14 protein-coding genes, 3 tRNA genes and 3 rRNA genes are annotated in these 20838 nt (G+C 62.8%); 6 read left to right on the top strand and 14 right to left on the bottom strand.

Annotated features, from left to right (window positions below; genetic code table 11):
* Nucleotides 1-3 precede the first annotated feature (3 nt).
* Nucleotides 4-90: transfer RNA gene (locus C0099_RS03430), tRNA-Leu, on the bottom strand.
* 46 nt (nucleotides 91-136) lie between these two features.
* Here C0099_RS03430 and queA point away from each other — a divergent pair.
* From queA to secF, 5 genes are all read left to right on the top strand, one after another.
* The gene (gene queA, locus C0099_RS03425; protein WP_102246145.1) at nucleotides 137-1177 is read left to right on the top strand and encodes a tRNA preQ1(34) S-adenosylmethionine ribosyltransferase-isomerase QueA; all 1041 of its coding nucleotides are present in this window, start codon (nucleotides 137-139) and stop codon (nucleotides 1175-1177) included.
* On the top strand, nucleotides 1167-2276 hold the full coding sequence (gene tgt / locus C0099_RS03420; RefSeq protein WP_102246144.1) for a tRNA guanosine(34) transglycosylase Tgt: 1110 nt from the start codon (nucleotides 1167-1169) through the stop codon (nucleotides 2274-2276). Before queA ends, tgt begins: the two co-directional genes overlap by 11 nt.
* A gap of 70 nt (nucleotides 2277-2346) precedes the next feature.
* Complete coding sequence (yajC, locus tag C0099_RS03415) at nucleotides 2347-2673, top strand: preprotein translocase subunit YajC (RefSeq protein ID WP_102246143.1); 327 nt, start codon at nucleotides 2347-2349, stop codon at nucleotides 2671-2673.
* 90 nt (nucleotides 2674-2763) lie between these two features.
* Nucleotides 2764-4602, top strand: a complete 1839-nt coding sequence (gene secD / locus C0099_RS03410) for a protein translocase subunit SecD (protein WP_102246142.1) — start codon at nucleotides 2764-2766, stop codon at nucleotides 4600-4602.
* 23 nt (nucleotides 4603-4625) lie between these two features.
* On the top strand, nucleotides 4626-5558 hold the full coding sequence (gene secF / locus C0099_RS03405) for a protein translocase subunit SecF (RefSeq protein ID WP_102246141.1): 933 nt from the start codon (nucleotides 4626-4628) through the stop codon (nucleotides 5556-5558).
* Between the two features lie 68 nt (nucleotides 5559-5626).
* On the opposite strand, the gene C0099_RS03400 is transcribed toward secF, so the two are convergent.
* Entirely contained in the window at nucleotides 5627-5944 is a 318-nt protein-coding gene (locus C0099_RS03400; RefSeq protein ID WP_102248364.1) for a DUF2322 family protein, read from the bottom strand.
* An 18-nt stretch (nucleotides 5945-5962) separates the two neighbouring features.
* Nucleotides 5963-7330, bottom strand: a complete 1368-nt coding sequence (purB, locus tag C0099_RS03395) for an adenylosuccinate lyase (protein ID WP_102246140.1) — start codon at nucleotides 7328-7330, stop codon at nucleotides 5963-5965.
* 90 nt (nucleotides 7331-7420) lie between these two features.
* Here purB and apaG point away from each other — a divergent pair, with 90 nt between their 5' ends.
* Nucleotides 7421-7804, top strand: a complete 384-nt coding sequence (gene apaG / locus C0099_RS03390; RefSeq protein WP_102246139.1) for a Co2+/Mg2+ efflux protein ApaG — start codon at nucleotides 7421-7423, stop codon at nucleotides 7802-7804.
* Nucleotides 7805-7913: 109 nt separating this feature from the next.
* Here apaG and rrf read toward each other — a convergent pair.
* The 11 genes from rrf to hrpA form a co-directional block, all read right to left on the bottom strand.
* Nucleotides 7914-8027: ribosomal RNA gene (gene rrf / locus C0099_RS03385) — 5S ribosomal RNA — on the bottom strand.
* 100 nt (nucleotides 8028-8127) lie between these two features.
* Nucleotides 8128-11097 (bottom strand): 23S ribosomal RNA (locus C0099_RS03380).
* Nucleotides 11098-11418: 321 nt separating this feature from the next.
* A tRNA-Ala gene (locus C0099_RS03375) sits at nucleotides 11419-11494 on the bottom strand.
* A gap of 28 nt (nucleotides 11495-11522) precedes the next feature.
* Nucleotides 11523-11599, bottom strand: a tRNA-Ile gene (locus C0099_RS03370).
* Nucleotides 11600-11691: 92 nt separating this feature from the next.
* Nucleotides 11692-13236, bottom strand: a 16S ribosomal RNA gene (locus tag C0099_RS03365).
* Together the 16S, 23S and 5S rRNA genes with 2 tRNA genes alongside form the textbook arrangement of a ribosomal RNA operon.
* A gap of 370 nt (nucleotides 13237-13606) precedes the next feature.
* Entirely contained in the window at nucleotides 13607-14995 is a 1389-nt protein-coding gene (dnaB, locus tag C0099_RS03360; RefSeq protein WP_102246138.1) for a replicative DNA helicase, read from the bottom strand.
* Between the two features lie 147 nt (nucleotides 14996-15142).
* Nucleotides 15143-15595 carry a 50S ribosomal protein L9 gene (gene rplI / locus C0099_RS03355; RefSeq protein ID WP_102246137.1) on the bottom strand — a complete coding sequence of 151 codons (453 nt, stop codon included), beginning with the start codon at nucleotides 15593-15595 and terminating at the stop codon, nucleotides 15143-15145.
* 12 nt (nucleotides 15596-15607) lie between these two features.
* On the bottom strand, nucleotides 15608-15883 hold the full coding sequence (rpsR, locus tag C0099_RS03350) for a 30S ribosomal protein S18 (protein ID WP_102246136.1): 276 nt from the start codon (nucleotides 15881-15883) through the stop codon (nucleotides 15608-15610).
* The gene (priB, locus tag C0099_RS03345; RefSeq protein ID WP_102246135.1) at nucleotides 15843-16199 is read right to left on the bottom strand and encodes a primosomal replication protein N; all 357 of its coding nucleotides are present in this window, start codon (nucleotides 16197-16199) and stop codon (nucleotides 15843-15845) included. Before priB ends, rpsR begins: the two co-directional genes overlap by 41 nt.
* A 10-nt stretch (nucleotides 16200-16209) precedes the next feature.
* Complete coding sequence (gene rpsF / locus C0099_RS03340) at nucleotides 16210-16602, bottom strand: 30S ribosomal protein S6 (protein WP_102246134.1); 393 nt, start codon at nucleotides 16600-16602, stop codon at nucleotides 16210-16212.
* A gap of 138 nt (nucleotides 16603-16740) precedes the next feature.
* A complete protein-coding gene (gene hrpA, locus C0099_RS03335; RefSeq protein WP_199797648.1) occupies nucleotides 16741-20745 on the bottom strand; it encodes an ATP-dependent RNA helicase HrpA in 4005 nt (1334 codons plus the stop codon).
* Between the last annotated feature and the right edge of the window lie 93 nt (nucleotides 20746-20838).

Raw genomic sequence — 20838 nt, 5'->3', positions numbered from 1 at the left:
ACGTGGTGCCGGGAGAGGGACTCGAACCCTCACGCTGTCGCCAGCGGCGGATTTTGAGTCCGCTGCGTCTACCGATTCCGCCACCCCGGCCGGGGAGCGCCGTATTATCCACGACACCCCCGGGAGCGGCAATACAATGCCACTGACCCTCGACGATTTCGACTACCCCCTGCCGCCCGAGCGCATCGCACAGCAACCGCTGGCCGACCGCAGCGCCAGCCGCCTGCTGCTGCTCGACGGCGATCGACTCGAAGACCTCATGTTCCGCGAACTGCCCGATCTGATCGAGCCGGGCGACCTGCTGGTGTTCAACGACACACGCGTGATCCACGCGCGCCTGCTCGGCACCAAGCGCGACACCGGCGGGCGCGTGGAGGTACTGGTCGAGCGCGCCATCGGCACGCACGAGGCGCTGGCCCAGGTGCGTGCGAGCAAGTCGCCCGCCACCGGCACGGTGCTGCATCTGGCCGATGCCATCGACGTCACCGTGCTGGGCCGCGTGGGCGAATTCTTCCACCTGCGCTTTCCGGCGGACGAGGATCTGTTCGCGCTGCTCGAGCGCCACGGCAAGCTGCCACTGCCGCCCTATATCGAGCGCGCCGCCGATGACACCGACGAGGCGCGCTACCAGACCGTGTATGCGCGCGAGCCGGGCTCGGTGGCCGCGCCTACGGCCGGCCTGCATTTCGACGCGGCCACGCTCGATCGTCTGCGCAGCCGCGGCGCCAATCTCGCCTACATCACGCTGCACGTCGGTGCCGGCACCTTCCAGCCGGTGCGCACCGACAATCTCGGTGAACATCGCATGCACCGCGAACGCTACGTCATCCCGCGCGACACGGTCGAGGCCATACGTCGCACGCACGCCGCAGGAAGGCGCGTGATCGCGGTGGGCACCACCAGCCTGCGCGCGCTCGAAGGCGCGGCGCAGGACGGCGCACTCGAAGCCGGCTCGAGCGAGACCGGGCTGTTCATCCTGCCCGGCTTCCGCTTCCAGGTGGTCGACGCGCTGATCACCAACTTCCACCTGCCCAAATCGACGCTGCTCATGCTGGTCTCGGCTTTTGCCGGCATGGAACCCATCCGCCGCGCCTACGCCCACGCGGTAGCCCATGAATACCGATTCTTCAGCTACGGCGACGCCATGTTCCTCGCCCGACGAAACGATGCAATTTGATCTTCTCGCCACCAGCGGCGCCGCCCGCCGCGGCCGCCTCACCCTTGCCCACGGCACGGTGGAAACGCCGGTGTTCATGCCGGTGGGCACCTATGGCACGGTCAAGGCCATGACGCCGCAGATGCTCACCGACATCGGCGCGCAGATCTGCCTGGGCAACACCTTCCATCTGTGGCTGCGCCCGGACCTGGACGTGATCACCGCACATGGCGGCCTGCACCGTTTCATGGCCTGGGACAAGCCCATCCTCACCGACTCGGGCGGCTTTCAGGTGTTCAGTCTGGACGCGCTGCGCAAGATCACGGAAGAAGGCGTGAAGTTCGCCTCGCCCATCGACGGCGCGAAACTCTTCCTGACGCCGGAAGAGTCGATGCGCATCCAGACGGTGCTCGACTCCGACATCGTCATGATCTTCGACGAATGCACGCCCTACCCGGCCACGCGCGACGAGGCGGCCAAATCCATGCAACTGTCGCAGCGCTGGGCGCGCCGCTCGCGCGACGCCTTCGACGCGCTCGAGAATCCCAACGCGCTGTTCGGCATCGTGCAGGGCGGCATGTATGAAGACCTGCGCGACGAGTCGCTGGCCGGGCTGGAGGCCATCGGCTTTGCCGGCTACGCCATCGGTGGCCTGTCGGTGGGCGAACCCAAGGAAGACATGCGCCGCATCCTCGCCCATACCGCACCGCGCCTTCCCGCCGACAAGCCGCGCTATCTGATGGGCGTGGGCACGCCGGAAGATCTGGTGGCCAGCGTGTCCGCCGGCATCGACATGTTCGACTGCGTGATGCCTACGCGCAACGCGCGCAACGGCTGGCTGTTCACGCGCTTCGGCGACGTCAAGATCAAGAATGCCTTCCACAAGGCCGACACGCGTCCGCTGGATGCGAGCTGCGCGTGCTACACCTGCCGCAACTTCAGCCGCGCCTACCTGCACCATCTGCACCGCAGTGGCGAGATCCTCGGCAGCATGCTCAACACCGTGCACAACCTGCACTACTACCAGACGCTGATGCGCGAGCTGCGCGAAGCGATCGCTGACGACCGGCTGCGCGAGTACGCCCTGCGATTTGCCACGGAACGCGGCGGAAACGGCTGAATTCGCTGGCAGCACAAGGGCTTTGGTGTTGTTATAATGGCCCGTTCGTCAACCCAAACCGGAGACAAGAGTGTTCATTTCCAACGCATACGCCCAGGCCGCGGGCGACGCCTCGGCCACCGGCGGCCTGATGGGACTGCTGCCGCTGATCCTGATGTTCGTGATCCTGTGGTTCCTGATGATCCGCCCGCAGATGAAGCGTGCGAAGGAACACAAGGCCATGGTCGCCGCGCTCGCCAAGGGCGATGAAGTCATCACCCAGGGCGGCATGGCCGGACGCATTTCCGAGATCGATGACAACTTCGTCAATCTCGAGGTGGCCGACAACGTCAACATCGTCGTCCAGCGCGGAGCCGTCGCCACCGTCCTGCCCAAGGGCACGCTGCGCGCCAGCTGATCCCCGCAGCGCCGGCGGCAGCCATGCCCGCCGGCGCCACTTCGGGCCGCCGCCCGCGCGGCCCGCACTCCCACGAACAGCGACCCAGTCATGAACCGCTATCCGCTCTGGAAGAACATCCTGATCTGCTTGGTGCTGGTCTTCGGCCTGATCTACACCATCCCGAATTTCTACGGCGAAGTGCCTGCGGTACAGGTCTCGAGCGCCAAGTCGACCGTGCAGCTCGACCAGTCACTGATCGGCCGGCTCGAGTCCGAATTGACCGCCACCGACCTGCAGCACACCGGCGTGTTCGCCGACGAGAACAGCATCCGCTTCCGCTTCGCGGACACCGAAGAGCAGCTGCGCGCACGCGACACCATCGACGCCGCGCTCAACCCCGATCCGCAGGATCCGTCCTACATTGTCGCGCTCAACCTGCTGCCGGCCACCCCCAACTGGCTGACCTCGATCAACGCCCTGCCGATGTACCTGGGCCTGGACCTGCGCGGCGGCGTGCACTTTCTGCTCGAGGTCGACATGGCCGGCGCCATCACCAACCGCCTCGACTCGACCACCGGCGACCTGCGCACGCTGCTGCGCGACCGCCGCATCCGGCATGCCGGCGTGACGCGTGAAGGCAATACCATCGAGCTGCGCTTTCGCGACACCGAGCAACGCGAAGCCGCACGCCGCGCGATTTCCTCCGGCAACAGCGACCTGGAACTGGCCGCTCGCGACGATGGCGAGAACGACTACAAGCTGATCGCCTCGCTGCTGCCGCAGGCGGCACAGACCATCCGCGAATTCGCGATCACGCAGAACATCACGACGCTGCGCAACCGCATCAACGAACTGGGCGTGGCCGAGCCGATCATCCAGCAACAGGGCGCGGACCGCATCGTCGTGCAGCTGCCCGGCGTGCAGGACGTGGCCAAGGCCAAGGACATCCTCGGGCGCACCGCGACCCTGGAAGTGCGCCTGGTCGACGATTCGCCCGGCGCGATCGAGGATGCGCTCAACGGCCAGGTGCCTTTCGGCACGGAGTTGTACACGGAACGGGGCGGCGGCCCGCTGCTGGTCAAGAACGACGTGATCCTCACGGGCGACCGCCTGACCGACGCGCAACCCGGCTTCGACAGTCAGACCAACGATCCGGCCGTGCATCTGACGCTGGATTCGCCCGGCTCACGCATCTTCCGCGACGTCACGCGCGACAACGTGGGCAAGCGCATGGCCATTCTGTTGTTCGAGAAGGGGCGTGGCGAAGTCGTCACGGCCCCGGTGATCCGCACCGAGATCGGCGGCGGGCGCGTGCAGATTTCGGGCAGCATGAGCGTCGAGGAGGCCAACCGCATCGCGCTGCTGCTGCGCTCGGGCAGCCTCGCCGCACCGATGGAGATCATCGAGGAACGCACGGTCGGCCCCAGCCTGGGCGCGGAGAACATCTCCAAGGGCTTCAACTCGGTATTGTGGGGCTTCGTCGCGATCGCCGTGTTCATGACCGTCTACTACACGCTGTTCGGCCTGGTGTCGGTGATCGCGCTGACCGCCAACCTGGGACTGCTCATCGCACTGCTGTCCCTGCTGCAGGCAACACTGACCCTGCCGGGCATCGCCGCGATGGCGCTGACCATCGGCATGGCGATTGACGCCAACGTGCTGATCAACGAGCGCATCCGTGAAGAAATAAACAACGGCGTCACCCCGCAGGCGGCGATCACGGCCGGCTACGAGCGCGCCTTCGGCACCATTCTCGACGCGAACATCACCACCCTGATCGCCGGCATCGCACTGCTGGTGTTTGGCTCCGGCCCGGTGCGCGGCTTCGCCGTGGTGCACTGCCTGGGCATTCTGACCTCGATGTTCAGCGCGATCCTCGTTTCACGCATGATCGTGAACCTCATCTACGGGCGTCGTCGCAAGATCGACCGCCTGGCGATCGGCTGATCGCACGCAGGGAACAAGCAAAGATGGAATTCTTCCGCATCAAGAACGACATCCCCTTCATGCGCCATGCGCTGAAGTTCAACATCATCTCGCTGGTGACCTTCGCGCTGGCGGTGATCTTCATCGCCATGCGCGGGCTGAATCTGTCGGTGGAATTCACCGGCGGCACCCTGGTCGAGGTGAGCTACCCGCAGCCACCGCGCGTCGAGGACATCCGTCAGGCGCTGTCTGACGCCGGTTACTCGGACGCGCAGGTGCAGAATTTCGGCAGCGCCCGCGACATCCTGGTTCGCCTGCCCAACCGCGACGACCTCGAGGCCGACCGGGTTTCCGAGAACGTGATGGCCACGCTGAGCTCGATCGACGGCCCCGAGCCCGAATTGCGCCGAGTGGAGTTCGTCGGCCCGCAGATCGGCAAGGAACTGGCGGCCGACGGCGGCATGGCCCTGCTGTTCGTGATGGTCGGCATGATGGCCTATCTGGCGATGCGCTTCGAGTGGCGCTTCGCGCTGGCGGCGAGCATCGCCAACCTGCACGACGTTCTCATCATCATCGGCTTCTTCGCCTTCTTCCAGTGGGAGTTCTCGCTCCCCGTGCTCGCCGCCGTGCTGGCCGTACTCGGCTATTCGGTCAACGAGACCGTGGTCATCTTCGACCGCGTACGCGAGACCTTCCGCAAGCGCCGCGGGCTGAGCACGACCGAAGTCATCGATCACGCGATCACGCGCACCATGTCGCGCACCGTGATCACGCACGGCAGTACCTTGATGGTGGTCCTGTCGATGCTGATCTTTGGCGGCGAAACCCTGCACTACTTCGCGCTGGCGCTGACCATCGGTATCATCTTCGGCATCTACTCCTCGGTGCTGGTTTCGAGCCCACTCGTGATGTGGTTCGGGGTGTCGCGCGAACAGTTCGTCAAGCCCAAGAAGGACAAGGAAGAAGCCGTCGTCTGAGCTTTTCCGTCCTGACATGAAAAAGCCCCGCGCTGCGGGGCTTTTTCATGTCTGCCGGTCAGTACACGCTACAACGCGAACCGATGCTTGACGCGCAGCGTCTCGCCGCGTTCCACCAGCCCGATCAACCGATCGATGTTCGGGTGCTTGCCGGGATTGGCGAGTGCATCCTCGGTGTGTTCCGAAAACAGCTCTAACCCCTTCCTCGCGGCCTCCGGCGTGATCGCACCGTGGACCTGGGCAAGATGATTGTAGACGGCGAGCGAACCACCCTGGCCCGGCCTGTTCTCGATCGTCGCGACTACGGCGTCGCCGTCGTCGAGCAACTCGATGCTCGCCAGATGGGATACCTTGGGTAGCTGCTTGAGCACTGCCGCGAATCCGATGCTACTCATCACCCCTCCTCAAACGCGACGCGCCAGTTCGGCCGCCTTTCCCACGTAGTTCGCTGGCGTCATGGCAAGCAGACGACGACGCTCGGCCTCCGGAATCGGCAACTGCGCGATGAAGCCGTGCAAGGCCTCACGCGTAATGCCCTTGCCGCGCGTCATGGCCTTGAGCTGCTCGTACGGATTGGGCACGCCGAAGCGGCGCATGACCGTCTGCACCGGCTCGGCCAGCACTTCCCACGCATCGTCCAGATCCTCGGCCAGGCGCGACGGGTTCGCCTCGAGCTTGTCGATGCCGCGCAGCATGCTGTCGAGTGCAAGCACCGTGTGACCTACGGCGACGCCCATGTTGCGCAGCACCGTCGAATCCGTCAGGTCGCGCTGCATGCGTGAAATCGGAAGCTTCTCCGAAAAGTGGCGCAGCACCGCGTTGGCCACACCCAAATTGCCCTCTGCGTTCTCGAAATCGATGGGATTGACCTTGTGCGGCATCGTCGACGAACCGACCTCGCCATCCTTGAGACGCTGCTTGAAGTAGCCCAGCGAGACGTACATCCAGATGTCCCGGCAGGCGTCGATCGCGATGGTGTTGCAGCGCGCCAGCGCATCGAACAGTTCGGCCATCGCGTCGTGCGGCTCGATCTGGATGGTGTACGGGTTGAACTCCAGCCCCAGTGATTCGATGAAGCGACGGTTGAAACCTTCCCAGTCGAAGTCCGGCCAGGCCGAAAGATGCGCGTTGTAATTGCCGACCGCCCCGTTGAACTTCGCGCTTAGCGACACCGCAGCTATGCTTCGGCGGGCGCGCTCGAGTCGCGCGACGATGTTCGCAAGCTCCTTGCCGAGCGTCGTCGGGCTCGCTGATTGCCCGTGGGTGCGCGAGAGCATCGGCACATCGGCGAGCAAGTGCGCCTGTCCGCGCAGCGCGTCGATCACCGCATCGAGCTTCGGCAACAGCACGCCGTCGCGCCCCTCGCGCAGCATCAATGCATGAGAAGTATTGTTGATGTCTTCCGAGGTGCACGCGAAGTGGATGAACTCCGACACGCGCATGACTTCGGCGTTGTTCGCCAGACGTTGCTTGAGCCAGTATTCCATCGCCTTGACGTCGTGATTCGTGGTCGCCTCGATGGTCTTGACCGCATCGCTGTCGGCTGTCGTGAAACGCGCAATGACGTCATCCAGCGCCGCCACGGCCTGTGCCGAGAACGCAGGAATGTCCGCCAGTCGTGCTTCAGCCGCGAGCGCCTTGAGCCACTCGATCTCTACACGTACGCGGTAGCGAATCAGACCGTGTTCCGAGAAATGCTCGCGCAGAGCGCCGAGCCGGGCCTCGTAACGGCCGTCGAGGGGAGAGAGCGCCGTGAGGGCAGAGACGGGCATGGTCGTTGTTCCGCAGAAAAAGATGATATTTTAACCGAGAGGTGACTTTACCCGCATTCGGGTGCCGCCCCGACAGCCACGAGGAGTTGCATGAACGAAGCTGACCAGTACGACGTGCGCGTCGAAGCCGTGACGGAGTATGTAGCGGCACAGTCCGACCCGGCCAATGGGCGCTTTGCCTTCGCCTACCATATTACCGTCACCAATCATGGCAGTATCGCCGCACGGCTGATGAGCCGGCACTGGGTCATTACAGATGGCACGGGCGAAGTCGAGGAAGTGCGGGGCGACGGCGTCGTCGGAAAACAACCGACCATCGTCCCCGGCGAACATCATCGCTATACCAGCGGCGCCATTCTCAGCACCCCTGTCGGGACGATGCACGGCAGCTATCGCATGGTCGCAGCCGACGGACACGCCTTCGATGCCATCATCGAGCCGTTCCGACTCGCCGTCCCCCACACGCTCAACTGAATCACCGCGGGGGCGTCGAACAGCCCTCGCAGACCCTTCTCACTCGCGGAGCGCGGACGCAAAAAAGCCGCTGAATCGATTTGATTCAGCGGCTTTTTGCTGTTGGTTAGTCTGACGATGACCTACTTTCACACAGGTAATCTGCACTATCATCGGCGCGGGCCTGTTTCACGTTCCTGTTCGGGATGGGAAGGTGTGGTTCCAGGCTGCTATGGTCGTCAGACTTTGACGGGTAACAAATTGGGGGTGTTTGGCGTGTGTTTGTTGTGTTGGGCTGCGTGATTGCGTCGAGCGCACGGATTCACGTTGTGTTGCATGGTTATAGGATCAAGCCTCACGGGCAATTAGTACCGGTTAGCTCAACGCATTACTGCGCTTACACACCCGGCCTATCAACGTTGTGGTCTTCAACGACCCTTCAGCAGGCTCAAGGCCTGAGGGAAGTCTCATCTTGAGGCGAGTTTCCCGCTTAGATGCTTTCAGCGGTTATCTCTTCCGCACTTAGCTACCCGGCGATGCGACTGGCGTCACAACCGGTACACCAGAGGTGCGTCCACTCCGGTCCTCTCGTACTAGGAGCAGGTCCTCTCAAACTTCCAGCGCCCACGGCAGATAGGGACCAAACTGTCTCACGACGTTTTAAACCCAGCTCACGTACCACTTTAAATGGCGAACAGCCATACCCTTGGGACCGGCTACAGCCCCAGGATGTGATGAGCCGACATCGAGGTGCCAAACTCCGCCGTCGATGTGAACTCTTGGGCGGAATCAGCCTGTTATCCCCAGAGTACCTTTTATCCGTTGAGCGATGGCCCTTCCATACAGAACCACCGGATCACTATGACCTGCTTTCGCACCTGCTCGACTTGTCGGTCTCGCAGTCAAGCCATCTTCTGCCATTGCACTATCAACACGATGTCCGACCGTGTCTAGATGACCTTCGTACTCCTCCGTTACTCTTTGGGAGGAGACCGCCCCAGTCAAACTGCCTGCCATGCACGGTCCCCGATCCGGATTCACGGACCCAGGTTAGAACCTCAACGACACCAGGGTGGTATTTCAAGGTTGGCTCCATGAGAACTGGCGTTCCCACTTCAAAGCCTCCCACCTATCCTACACAAGTGACGTCAAAGTCCAATGCAAAGCTACAGTAAAGGTTCATGGGGTCTTTCCGTCTTGCCGCGGGGAGATTGCATCTTCACAAACACTTCAACTTCGCTGAGTCTCAGGAGGAGACAGTGTGGCCATCGTTACGCCATTCGTGCAGGTCGGAACTTACCCGACAAGGAATTTCGCTACCTTAGGACCGTTATAGTTACGGCCGCCGTTTACCGGGGCTTCGATCAAGAGCTCTCACCCCATCACTTAACCTTCCGGCACCGGGCAGGCGTCACACCGTATACGTCATCTTTCGATTTTGCACAGTGCTGTGTTTTTAATAAACAGTCGCAGCCACCGATTCTCTGCGGCCCACGTCAGCTCCACCCGCGAGGGGCTTCACCTACCATGGGCATACCTTCTCCCGAAGTTACGGTATCAATTTGCCGAGTTCCTTCTCCTGAGTTCTCTCAAGCGCCTGGGTATTTTCTACCTGCCCACCTGTGTCGGTTTGCGGTACGGTCACTCTATGACTGAAGCTTAGAGGCTTTTCCTGGAAGCAGGGTATCACTCACTTCGAGCCACAAGGGCTCTCGTTATCACGCCTTGGCTCAGCTCTCCGGATTTGCCTAGAGAGCACGCCTACACGCTTGAACCGGGACGTCCAACACCCGGCTGAGCTAACCTTCTCCGTCCCCCCATCGCATCATAGAGCGGTACAGGAATATTGACCTGTTTCCCATCGACTACGCTTTTCAGCCTCGCCTTAGGGGCCGACTCACCCTGCGCCGATGAACGTTGCGCAGGAAACCTTGGGCTTTCGGCGAGGGAGCTTTTCACTCCCTTTATCGCTACTCATGTCAGCATTCGCACTTCCGATACCTCCAGCATCCTTCACAAGACACCTTCACAGGCCTACGGAACGCTCCCCTACCATGCACATAGTGCATCCGCAGCTTCGGTTCATGGCTTGAGCCCCGTTACATCTTCCGCGCAGGACGACTCGACTAGTGAGCTATTACGCTTTCTTTAAAGGATGGCTGCTTCTAAGCCAACCTCCTAGCTGTCTGGGCCTTCCCACCTCGTTTGCCACTTAGCCATGCATTTGGGACCTTAGCTGGCGGTCTGGGTTGTTTCCCTCTTGACAACGGACGTTAGCACCCGCTGTCTGTCTGCCGTATATCACTTTGCGGTATTCGGAGTTTGCGATCGCGGGGTAAATCGCGATGACCCCCCCAACGATTACAGTGCTCTACCCCCGCAAGTGTCCGTACGACGCACTACCTAAATAGTTTTCGGGGAGAACCAGCTATCTCCGGATTTGTTTAGCCTTTCACCCCTATCCACAGCTCATCCCCTAATTTTTCAACATTAGTGGGTTCGGACCTCCAGTGCGTGTTACCGCACCTTCATCCTGGCCATGGATAGATCATCCGGTTTCGGGTCTACATCATGCTACTCAAGCGCCCTTATCAGACTCGCTTTCGCTACGCCTCCCCTAATCGGTTAAGCTCGCAACATGACGTAAGTCGCTGACCCATTATACAAAAGGTACGCAGTCACCCCTCAAGGAGGCTCCCACTGTTTGTATGCATGCGGTTTCAGGATCTATTTCACTCCCCTCCCGGGGTTCTTTTCGCCTTTCCCTCACGGTACTGGTTCACTATCGGTCGATCACGAGTATTTAGCCTTGGAGGATGGTCCCCCCATCTTCAGACAGGATTTCACGTGTCCCGCCCTACTTGTCGCACGCTCAGACCCGCCACCGATTTTTCGCATACGGGGCTATCACCCTGTATCGCCGGACTTTCCAGACCGTTCTGCTAAATCAATGGTTTAGTCGTGCAGGCTGTTGCGCGTTCGCTCGCCACTACTTGCGCAATCTCGGTTGATTTCTTTTCCTCGAGCTACTTAGATGTTTCAGTTCGCTCGGTTCGCCCCAACACACCTATGTATTCAGTGTGAGGTGACCCTTCACACATGGCTCTCTCGCCATCTCTGCTCGCATTGCCAGCAGGAGGGTTTTGACGTGCTCACGCACGTCGAAAGCCATCTGTGAAGGGCCGGGTTTCCCCATTCGGATATCTACGGATCAAAGCTCCATTGCCAGCTCCCCGTAGCTTTTCGCAGGCTTGCACGTCCTTCATCGCCTGTGATCGCCAAGGCATCCACCACATGCACTTAGTCGCTTGATCCTATAACCATGCCCCCTGTCACCAGGGAACCAGTCATCGGCACTCAACGCGTCTCGTGCGCTTCTCGCGCTCCACCGTGCCGGTTCAAAGCCAGCGCAGCGCGATTTGTTTCAATGCAATCACACAACCCATGTAGCCACCGACCTGACATAAACGCCGGCGGCCACACGCTTTACACTTCCCAATTTGTTAAAGAACGCAAGCCTCAAAAAGCCAAGGCTAAGCACTACAGCCTCACCCCCCTCATCACCGCCGGGGCGGGGCTACACTGCTTAACCTGTCTTCACTTCGAACGAATCGGTCTGTACGCCCCCAGTACTCTGGTGGAGCTGGTCGGGATCGAACCGACGACCCTCGGCTTGCAAAGCCGATGCTCTCCCAGCTGAGCTACAGCCCCCCGCGTTGTGTGCGCACAATCTGATCAGTGGTGGGTCTGGTTGGGTTCGAACCAACGACCCCCGCCTTATCAAGACGGTGCTCTAACCAGCTGAGCTACAGACCCTCGGGCACTTCTTCGTTCGAGGCTCTTCTTTCATCCGGACAATCGATAAGTTGTGGGCGCTTGAAGACGACTGCGAACCCGTTCTTCTCTTGAAAGGAGGTGATCCAGCCGCAGGTTCCCCTACGGCTACCTTGTTACGACTTCACCCCAGTCATGAATCTCACCGTGGTGAGCGCCCCCCTCGAGAGGTTAAGCTACCCACTTCTGGTGAAACCCACTCCCATGGTGTGACGGGCGGTGTGTACAAGACCCGGGAACGTATTCACCGTGGCATGCTGATCCACGATTACTAGCGATTCCGACTTCACGTAGTCGAGTTGCAGACTACGATCCGGACTACGATCGGCTTTAAGAGATTAGCTCCACCTCGCGGCTTGGCAACCCTCTGTACCGACCATTGTATGACGTGTGAAGCCCTACCCATAAGGGCCATGAGGACTTGACGTCATCCCCACCTTCCTCCGGTTTGTCACCGGCAGTCTCGCTAAAGTGCCCAACTCAATGATGGCAATTAACGATAAGGGTTGCGCTCGTTGCGGGACTTAACCCAACATCTCACGACACGAGCTGACGACAGCCATGCAGCACCTGTGTCCTGGCTCCCGAAGGCACCAAGGTATCTCTACCAAGTTCCAGGCATGTCAAGGGTAGGTAAGGTTTTTCGCGTTGCATCGAATTAATCCACATCATCCACCGCTTGTGCGGGTCCCCGTCAATTCCTTTGAGTTTTAATCTTGCGACCGTACTCCCCAGGCGGCCAACTTCACGCGTTAGCTGCGTCACTCAGAAAGTTACCTCTCCGAACGACTAGTTGGCATCGTTTAGGGCGTGGACTACCAGGGTATCTAATCCTGTTTGCTACCCACGCTTTCGTGCATGAGCGTCAGTATCGGCCCAGGGGGCTGCCTTCGCCATCGGTGTTCCTCCACATCTCTACGCATTTCACTGCTACACGTGGAATTCCACCCCCCTCTGCCGTACTCTAGCCGTGCAGTCACAAGCGCAGTTCCCAGGTTAAGCCCGGGGATTTCACACCTGTCTTACACAACCGCCTGCGCACGCTTTACGCCCAGTAATTCCGATTAACGCTCGCACCCTACGTATTACCGCGGCTGCTGGCACGTAGTTAGCCGGTGCTTCTTCTGTCGGTACCGTCATTAAGACCCTATGTTAGAGAGCCCCGTTTCTTCCCGACTGAAAGAGCTTTACAACCCGAAGGCCTTCTTCACTCACGCGGCATGGCTGGATCAGGGTTGCCCCCATTGTCCAAAATTCCCCACTGCTGCCTCCCGTAGGAGTTCGGGCCGTGTCTCAGTCCCGATGTGGCTGATCATCCTCTCAGACCAGCTACGGATCGTCGCCTAGGTGAGCCTTTACCCCACCTACTAGCTAATCCGACATCGGCCGCTCCAATGGCGCGAGGCTCCCGAAGAAGTCCCCCGCTTTCCCCCTCAGGGCGTATGCGGTATTAGCCACTCTTTCGAGTGGTTATCCCCCACCACATGGGTACGTTCCGATGCATTACTCACCCGTTCGCCGCTCGCCACCAGGTGCAAGCACCCGTGCTGCCGCTCGACTTGCATGTGTAAAGCATGCCGCCAGCGTTCAATCTGAGCCAGGATCAAACTCTTAAGTTCAATCCACAGCACTCAAAGTCATTGCTGACAAAATGAGCACTCAATCTTTGTGATTCCCGAGACCCGAAGGCCTCGCAGATCCACAACCGACCAAGCACCCACACTTATCGATTGTCCAAATTTTTAAAGAACCGCTGCCACCCGGCAGCGAAGAAGCGAGAGTATGAACAACGCAGCACGCTTCGTCAAGCACCCCAGAGCAAATCCTCAACACCCCGGAACGCCCCTCACAACCCCGAATCCCGCACCACAAAACAGCGCGCTCGAAGCAGCGAGCCGCGCAGTATAAGGGTCACAAACGGGGTGTCAATACGCCTTGCGAGGGATTTTCGGACAGTTATCCGGAACGCATCCATACAGCGCTGATCGATCAGTAGTTTACGCCGGATACGAAATTATCGAAGCGGGTGCACTCACCGCGGAAGGCCAGCCGCACCATGCCCGTCGGGCCGTTACGGTGCTTGCCGATGATCAGCTCGGCCGAGCCCTTGTCGGGCGAATCCGGGTTGTAGACCTCGTCGCGGTAGATGAACATGATGATGTCCGCATCCTGCTCGATGGCACCCGATTCGCGCAGGTCCGACATCACCGGCCGCTTGTTGGGGCGTTGTTCGAGACTGCGATTGAGCTGCGACAGCGCGATGATCGGCACGTTGAGCTCCTTGGCCAGAGATTTCACCGAGCGCGAGATGTCGGACAGTTCGGAGGCACGGTTGTCGTTGTCGCGTATGCCGGTCATCAACTGCAGGTAATCGACGACGATCAGACCAAGCTTGCCGCACTTGCGGGCGAGCCTGCGCGCGCGAGCACGCAGGTCGATCGGATTCAGCCCTGGCGTCTCGTCGATGAAGATCGGCGCTTCATACAGCCGTCCCATCGCGGCAGTGAGCCGCTGCCAGTCCTCGTCCGACAGACGCCCGGTACGCAACTTGGTCTGGTCGATGCGACCGATCGACGAGATGAAGCGCGTTGCGAGCTGGGTGCCCGGCATCTCCATCGAGAAGATGCCCACCGGCAGACCGCAATCGACCGCCACATGCTCGGCGATGTTGAGCGCGAAGGAGGTCTTGCCCATGGCCGGGCGTCCGGCGACGATGATCATGTCCGACGGCTGCAGGCCGGAGGTCTTCTCGTCGAGGTCGATCAGACCCGTGGGCACACCGGTGACGTCATTCGGGTTGTCGCGATCGTAGAGCTCCTGCACACGATCGGCGACCTTGCGCAGCAGGGGCTGGATCGACTCGAAGCCGCCGGCATCCTTGGCACCGGCCTCCGCGATCTCGAAGACCCTGGCCTCGGCCTGGTCGAGCAAAGACTTGGCGTCGCGCCCGGACGGATTGAGCGCACTCGCGGCGATTTCGTCGCCGACGGCGACCATCTTGCGCAGGAGAGCACGTTCGCGAACGATCTCGGCGTAACGCCGGATATTGGCCGCCGACGGCGTACTGTTGGCGATCTCGGCGATGTACGCCAGCCCACCGGCGCGCTCGGACTCGTTGGACTTCTCCAGCGACTCGAACACCGTGACGACGTCGGCCGGCTTGCCCTGGTCGATCAGCTTGGCGATGTGCGCATAGATGCGACGGTGATCGTCGCGGTAGAAGTCCACCTCCGAGACCAGATCGGCGATCCGCTCCCACGCCGCATTGTCGAGCAGAATGCCGCCGATCAGCGCCTGCTCGGCCTCGATCGAATGCGGCGGCAGGCGAATCGCGCCGATCTGGGGATCGGCGGAAAAATCGGTCGGCAGACTGGCCATCGGGACACTTCCGGAACACAGTTCAATCCCGGATTCTAGCCCGGATCGCAAGCGTGCACCCAAGCGCTCCCGCGGCACGACACTCGCGCGGTAAACGAAAACGGGGCTGCCCGAAGACAGCCCCGCTCTGACAGCCGCGCAGCCGTCTTACTGCTGGTCGCCCAGCACCGAAACGGTGATCGGCGCGATCACATCCGGATGCAGCGCGATGTCGACCTGTACATCGCCGACCTGCTTGATCGGGCCGTCCGGCATGCGGATGGCGCTGCGATCGATGTCGAAGCCTTGGGCTTTGAGCGCATCGGCGATGTCGGCATTGCCGACCGAGCCGAACAGGCGGCCATCCATGCCGGCCTTGCGTTCGACCTGGACCATGTGGCCTTCGAGCTTCGCGGCGATGCCCTGCGCTTCGGCGAGCTTCTCGGCCTGGGCGCGCTCGAACTCGGCGCGGCGCGTCTCGAATTCAGCCTTGTTGGCCTCGGTCGCACGCTTGGCCTTGCCCTGCGGGATCAGAAAGTTACGGGCGTAGCCGTCCTTGACCTTGACGATGTCGCCGAGCACACCGAGGTTGACGACTTTCTCGAGCAGAATGATTTGCATGTCCGGCTCTCCTTACTTGTGCAGATCGGTGTAAGGCAGCAGGGCCAGGAAGCGCGCGCGCTTGACCGCCGTCGACAGCTGGCGCTGGTAGCCGGCCTTGGTACCGGTGATGCGGGCCGGCATGATCTTGCCGGTCTCGGTCACGAAGTCCTTGAGCAGGTCGACATCCTTGTAGTCGATCTCCTCGATCTTCTCGGCCGTGAAACGGCAAAACTTGCGACGCTTGAACAGACCGCCACCGCGGCGATCATCCTTTTTCTTGAACTTGGACTTGGGCTTGAAAGCCATTTTTCGTTCCTTCCAGAAATTCGATCTCGTTCAGATGAAGCACCGGAATCCGGCTGCGAAGACTCTTCGCCGCCATGAATCCGCTCGCCCGCATCGTCATTCCGGGCCTCGCCGCAGCAAGCATCGCCGCCAGCTCACCGAGCGCCACCGCCTGCAACTCCACCATCACGTCGCGTGGCGCACCGGCCTCGACCTGACGGGATTCATGCCTGAGCGTGCATGCCGCGACCGGCACGCCCGCAGGGGTATGGCGCAGGGGCTGCAACTCGACCAGCGTCGCCTCGACGCAGAACCGGTTCGCCCCGGAATCCGACACGTTTGGCGACTTAAGCCTCTTCCTTGGCCTTGGCTTCGCCTTCACCCTCGCCCGCTTCGGCGTTCGGCGTCAGCGAGCGCGCCTTCTCTTCCTTCATCATCGGCGAGGCCACGGTGACCGCGTCCTTGCGCTGGATGACAAGGTGACGCAGCACGGCGTCGTTGAACTTGAAGGCGTGCTCGAGCTCGGCCAGCGCTTCGTTGCCGCACTCGATGTTCATCAGAACGTAGTGGGCCTTGTGCATCTTCTGGATCGGGTAGGCCATCTGGCGACGCCCCCAGTCCTCCAGGCGGTGGATCTGGCCACCGCTGCCGGTCACGAGCGTCTGGTAGCGCTCGATCATCGCCGGGACCTGTTCGGACTGGTCCGGATGGACGATGAACACGATTTCGTAGTGTCGCATGCGTACTCCTTGTGGTTGATGACAGCCCCCCGGCATGCGAGAACCGGTGGAGCAAGGGAAAGCGCGCGAACATATCACGAATTCGCGCCAAATGAAAGACTTGCCCGCCCCTCCGCCATTCGCACGGACCGCCGCGGATCAGCGCGGTCGTGTGTCCCAGATCTTCTGCAAACGCTTGACGCTGACCGGCATCGGCGTGCGCAACTCCTGCGCGAACAGGCCCACGCGCAACTCCTCGAGCATCCAGCGAAATTCCTCCAATGCCGGCTCGACCACGCCGGCGCGCCGGCGCGCCGTCAGTTCACGCTCGAAGGGTCGTGCCAACGAGTGCCAGTCGGCCATCGCGCGGGCATCACGTTCCGGGTTCGCGCGCAGCTTGTCGATGCGTAGCACCGCCGCCTGCAGGTAGCGTGGAAAATGCGCCAACCGCGCCCACGGATGGGCAACGAGAAAATCCTTCACCAGCAGCGCGCCGACCTGCGTGCGCACGTCCTCGACGACTTCCGGAAAACCCCTGAGCGAGGCAAGACGCTTTTCCAGCGCAGCGCGCTCGGCCAGCACCTGCTGCGCCAGGCGCATGAACTCCTGCGCGACCAGGCCGGTTCGCGACTTGGCCTCCTTGCAGCGCAAGGCAAAGGCGTCGGCATCCTGCGGCAACGGCTCGACCAGGCACACGCGCTCGAGCGTCGCGACCACCAGCTGGCGCTTCAGGTCGGCCTCGCTACCGAAGGGCATGAAGGCCAGCGACAGTTCGCGCAGCCCGGGCAGGCGCTCGATCGCACGCACCTGATCCTTCAGGTTGATCGCAAACAGGCGCGCGAGCCCGCGGCTGTGCACGCGCACAGCCTCCTCGGGCGTGTCGTAGGGCCGCAGCGAGACACTGTCGCCATCGTCATGCAGCGCCGGAAAACCCACCACCTCGCGTCCGGCCACGCGCACCTCGAGCAGTTCGGGCAGCGCGCCGAAGCTCCAGTCGGTGAGTCCCTGCAGCGCCCCGTCCGCGACCGGGGCGGGCGTCGGCGGCGCGTCGGCTGCCTCCGGTGTCGTGACCTCGGCCACCGGCGCCTCGAACTCGGCGCGGCGAAAGCGCTCGGCCACCTCGCGTGCGAAGCGCGCGCGCAACTCCATCAGGTTGCGAGACTGGCCGAGCACGCGGCCATGCTCGTCGATCACGCGAAAATTCATCGCGGCGTGCGGCCGCAGGTTCTCCGGACGGAAGGCCTCGAGCGGCAGCTTCAGCGAAACGCGCTGCTCGACGAAGTTCTGCAGCGCGCGCAGCAGCGGCTCGTCACGGTCGAACTCGCCGTCCTCGGCGGCCTCGACGAAGGCCGCCGCACTCTCGGCAAGCGGCTGCAGGCGGTGGCGGTGCTTCTGCGGCACGGTCTTGAGCAGTGCCAGCACCTTCTCCTCGAGCAGCCCGGGCACCAGCCATTCGCAGCGCGCGGCCGGGATCTGGTTGAGCATCGCCAGCGGCACGCTCAGCGTCACGCCGTCATCACTCGCGCCCGGCTCGTGCAGATAGGTGAGCTTGAGCTTCTGGCCCAAGACCTCGAAATGCGCCGGAAAGCGCTCGGTCGTGATGCCGGCCGCTTCGTGGCGCATCAGCTGTTCGCGCGTCAGGTGCAGCAGCCTGGGCTCGGCCCGCTCGGCGCTCTTGCGCCATTTCTCGAAGCTCGCGACATCGAGCACATCGTCGGGAACGCGGTCCTCGTAGAAGGCCTCGATCAGCGTGTCGTCGACGAGCACGTCGGGACGGCGCGACTTGTGTTCGAGCCGCTCGATCTGCGCCACCAGCTTGAGGTTGTGCTGCAGGAAGCCCATGTCGCGCGCCGGACCGTCGGCGATCTCGCCCTGCACCAGCGCCTCGCGGATGAACAGCTCGCGGCACAGCGCCGGGTCGATTTCACGGTAACCCACCGCGCGCCGCGGATAGAGCACCAGCCCGTACAGCGTGCCGCGCTCCCAGGCGCGCACGCTGCCTGCGCTCTTGGACCAGTGCGGCTCGAAGACCTGACGCCGGATCAGATGCGCGCCAACCTCCTCGACCCATTCGGGTTCGATGCGCGCGATGCAGCGGCCGAACAGGCGCGAGGTCTCGACCAGTTCCGCACACACGATCCATTTGCCGGCCTTCTTGGCCAGACTGGAGCCCGGATGCGGCCAGAAGCGCACGCCGCGCGGGCCGAGATAGCTGCCGGCCTGCGGACCGCTGGCCTCCTCGGCGCGCGTGCCGACGTTGCCCAGCAGGCCCGCCAGCAGCGCCTTGTGGATGACTTCATAACTGGCGGCGATCTGGTTGGGCTTCCAGCCATGTTCGCCGCACAGGGTCGCGAGCTGGCCATGCACGTCACGCCACTCGCGCATGCGCAGATGATTCAGGAAGTGCTGCCGGCACCAGGCCTTCTGCCGGCTGCCGGACTCGTGGCGCACGACGTGCTCCCAAGCCTGCCACAGGTTGCGATACCACAGGAATTCCGAACGCTGATCCTGCTCGCGCCCGCGGAATTTCGCGTGCGCCTGGTCGGCCGCACCGGGCGACTCCTGCGGGCGCTCGCGCGGATCCTGCACCGACAGTGCGGCGGCGATCACCAGCACCTCGGCCAGACAGCCGCGATCGCGCGCGGCGAGGATCATGCGCCCCACCCGCGGGTCCAGCGGCAGACGCGCCAGTTCCTCGCCGGTGGCCGTGAGTTCGCGCGCGTCATCATCGGTCACGGCACCCAGTTCTGCGAGCAACTGGTAGCCGTCCGCGATCATGCGCGGCTGCGGTGCGTCGAGAAACGGGAAGTCCTCGACCGCACCCAGACGCAGCGAGCGCATGCGCAGGATCACGCCAGCCAGCGACGAGCGCAGGATCTCCGGGTCGGTGTGCTCGGGGCGCGAGGCGAAATCATCCTCGCCGTAGAGCCGGATGCACACCCCGTCCATGACGCGCCCGCAACGCCCTGCTCGCTGCTTCGCGGCCGACTGCGCGATCTTCTCGATCTGCAGCTGCTCGACCTTGTTGCGGTAGGAATAGCGCTTGACGCGCGCCAGCCCGGTATCGACCACGTAGCGGATGCCCGGCACGGTCAGCGAGGTCTCGGCAACGTTGGTCGCCAGCACCACGCGCCGCCCGCGCCCGCCCGAGAACACGCGCGACTGCTCCTGCGCCGACTGGCGCGCGAACAGCGGCAGCACCTCCATCGCTGCGGCATGATGGGATTTGCGCAGGGCTTCCGCGGCCTCGCGGATCTCGCGCTCGCCGGGCAGGAACACCAGCACGTCGCCCGGGCCGATGCGTTGCGCCTCCTCGACCGCGTCGACGATGGCATCCGTCAGCTCACGCCCCTTGCCGCGTGCGTCCTCCTCCTCGAGCGGGCGGTGGCGCACTTCGATCGGGTAGAGCCGCCCGGAGACCTCGATCACCGGTGCCGGCCGGCCATCGCGCGCGAAGTGACGCGCGAAGCGCTCGGCGTCGAGCGTGGCCGAGGTGACGACGACCTTGAGGTCCGGCCGGCGCGGCAGCAGGGTGCGCAGATAGCCCAGCAAAAAGTCGATGTTGAGGCTGCGCTCGTGCGCCTCGTCGATGATGAGGGTGTCGTAGGCGGACAGGTCCGGGTCGCCCTGGGTCTCGGCCAGCAAGATGCCGTCGGTCATCAGCTTGACGTAGCTCGCCGGCGAGACGCGGTCGGTGAAGCGGATCTTGAAACCGACGGTCTCGCCGAGCTGGCTGCCCAGCTCCTGCGCGATGCGGGTGGCGGTGGCGCGCGCGGCCAGACGACGCGGCTGGGTATGGCCGATCAGGCCGGCTGCGCCGCGCCCCAGTTCCAGGCAGATCTTGGGCAACTGCGTGGTCTTGCCCGAGCCGGTCTCGCCACACACGATGACCACCTGATGTTCGCGGATCGCCGCGGCGATCTCCTCGCGCCGCAGCGTGACCGGCAGTTCCGGCGGGTACTCGGGCCGGGGGGCGCGCGCAACGCGCTCGGCCAGGCGCGCACGCGAGCGCTCGGCGAGCGCGTCGAGGTCGGCCTGAGTCCTTGCACGGCGCTCGCCCTTGTCGCGCCGCAGGCGACGCACGAGCGCGTGCAGACGCGGCCGATCCGCACTCAGGCAATCGGCGAAGCGGATTTCACGGGACGGATCTGCGGGGGAATTCAAGACGCGGTCGGACGCGGGACGGTCGTTCTACAGGCCGGCGATTATGCCAGAGCCGACCCTGCACGCCGAACCCGACGGCGCGCAGCGGCACCG

The sequence above is a fragment of the Pseudazoarcus pumilus genome (assembly GCF_002872475.1).
Taxonomy (GTDB): domain Bacteria; phylum Pseudomonadota; class Gammaproteobacteria; order Burkholderiales; family Rhodocyclaceae; genus Pseudazoarcus; species Pseudazoarcus pumilus.
Note: the sequence above shows the minus strand (reverse complement) of the source record. Positions and strands in the feature narration are given on the sequence as shown.

Excerpts from the sequence above, each read along its gene's own strand:
- rpsF (WP_102246134.1), bottom strand. The coding sequence starts at position 16,602 with ATGCGACACTACGAAATCGTGTTCATCGTCCATCCGGACCAGTCCGAA.
- tgt (WP_102246144.1), top strand. The coding sequence starts at position 1,167 with ATGCAATTTGATCTTCTCGCCACCAGCGGCGCCGCCCGCCGCGGCCGC.
- apaG (WP_102246139.1), top strand. The coding sequence starts at position 7,421 with ATGAACGAAGCTGACCAGTACGACGTGCGCGTCGAAGCCGTGACGGAG.
- queA (WP_102246145.1), top strand. The coding sequence starts at position 137 with ATGCCACTGACCCTCGACGATTTCGACTACCCCCTGCCGCCCGAGCGC.
- rplI (WP_102246137.1), bottom strand. The coding sequence starts at position 15,595 with ATGCAAATCATTCTGCTCGAGAAAGTCGTCAACCTCGGTGTGCTCGGC.
- purB (WP_102246140.1), bottom strand. The coding sequence starts at position 7,330 with ATGCCCGTCTCTGCCCTCACGGCGCTCTCTCCCCTCGACGGCCGTTAC.
- secF (WP_102246141.1), top strand. The coding sequence starts at position 4,626 with ATGGAATTCTTCCGCATCAAGAACGACATCCCCTTCATGCGCCATGCG.
- secD (WP_102246142.1), top strand. The coding sequence starts at position 2,764 with ATGAACCGCTATCCGCTCTGGAAGAACATCCTGATCTGCTTGGTGCTG.
- dnaB (WP_102246138.1), bottom strand. The coding sequence starts at position 14,995 with ATGGCCAGTCTGCCGACCGATTTTTCCGCCGATCCCCAGATCGGCGCG.
- rpsR (WP_102246136.1), bottom strand. The coding sequence starts at position 15,883 with ATGGCTTTCAAGCCCAAGTCCAAGTTCAAGAAAAAGGATGATCGCCGC.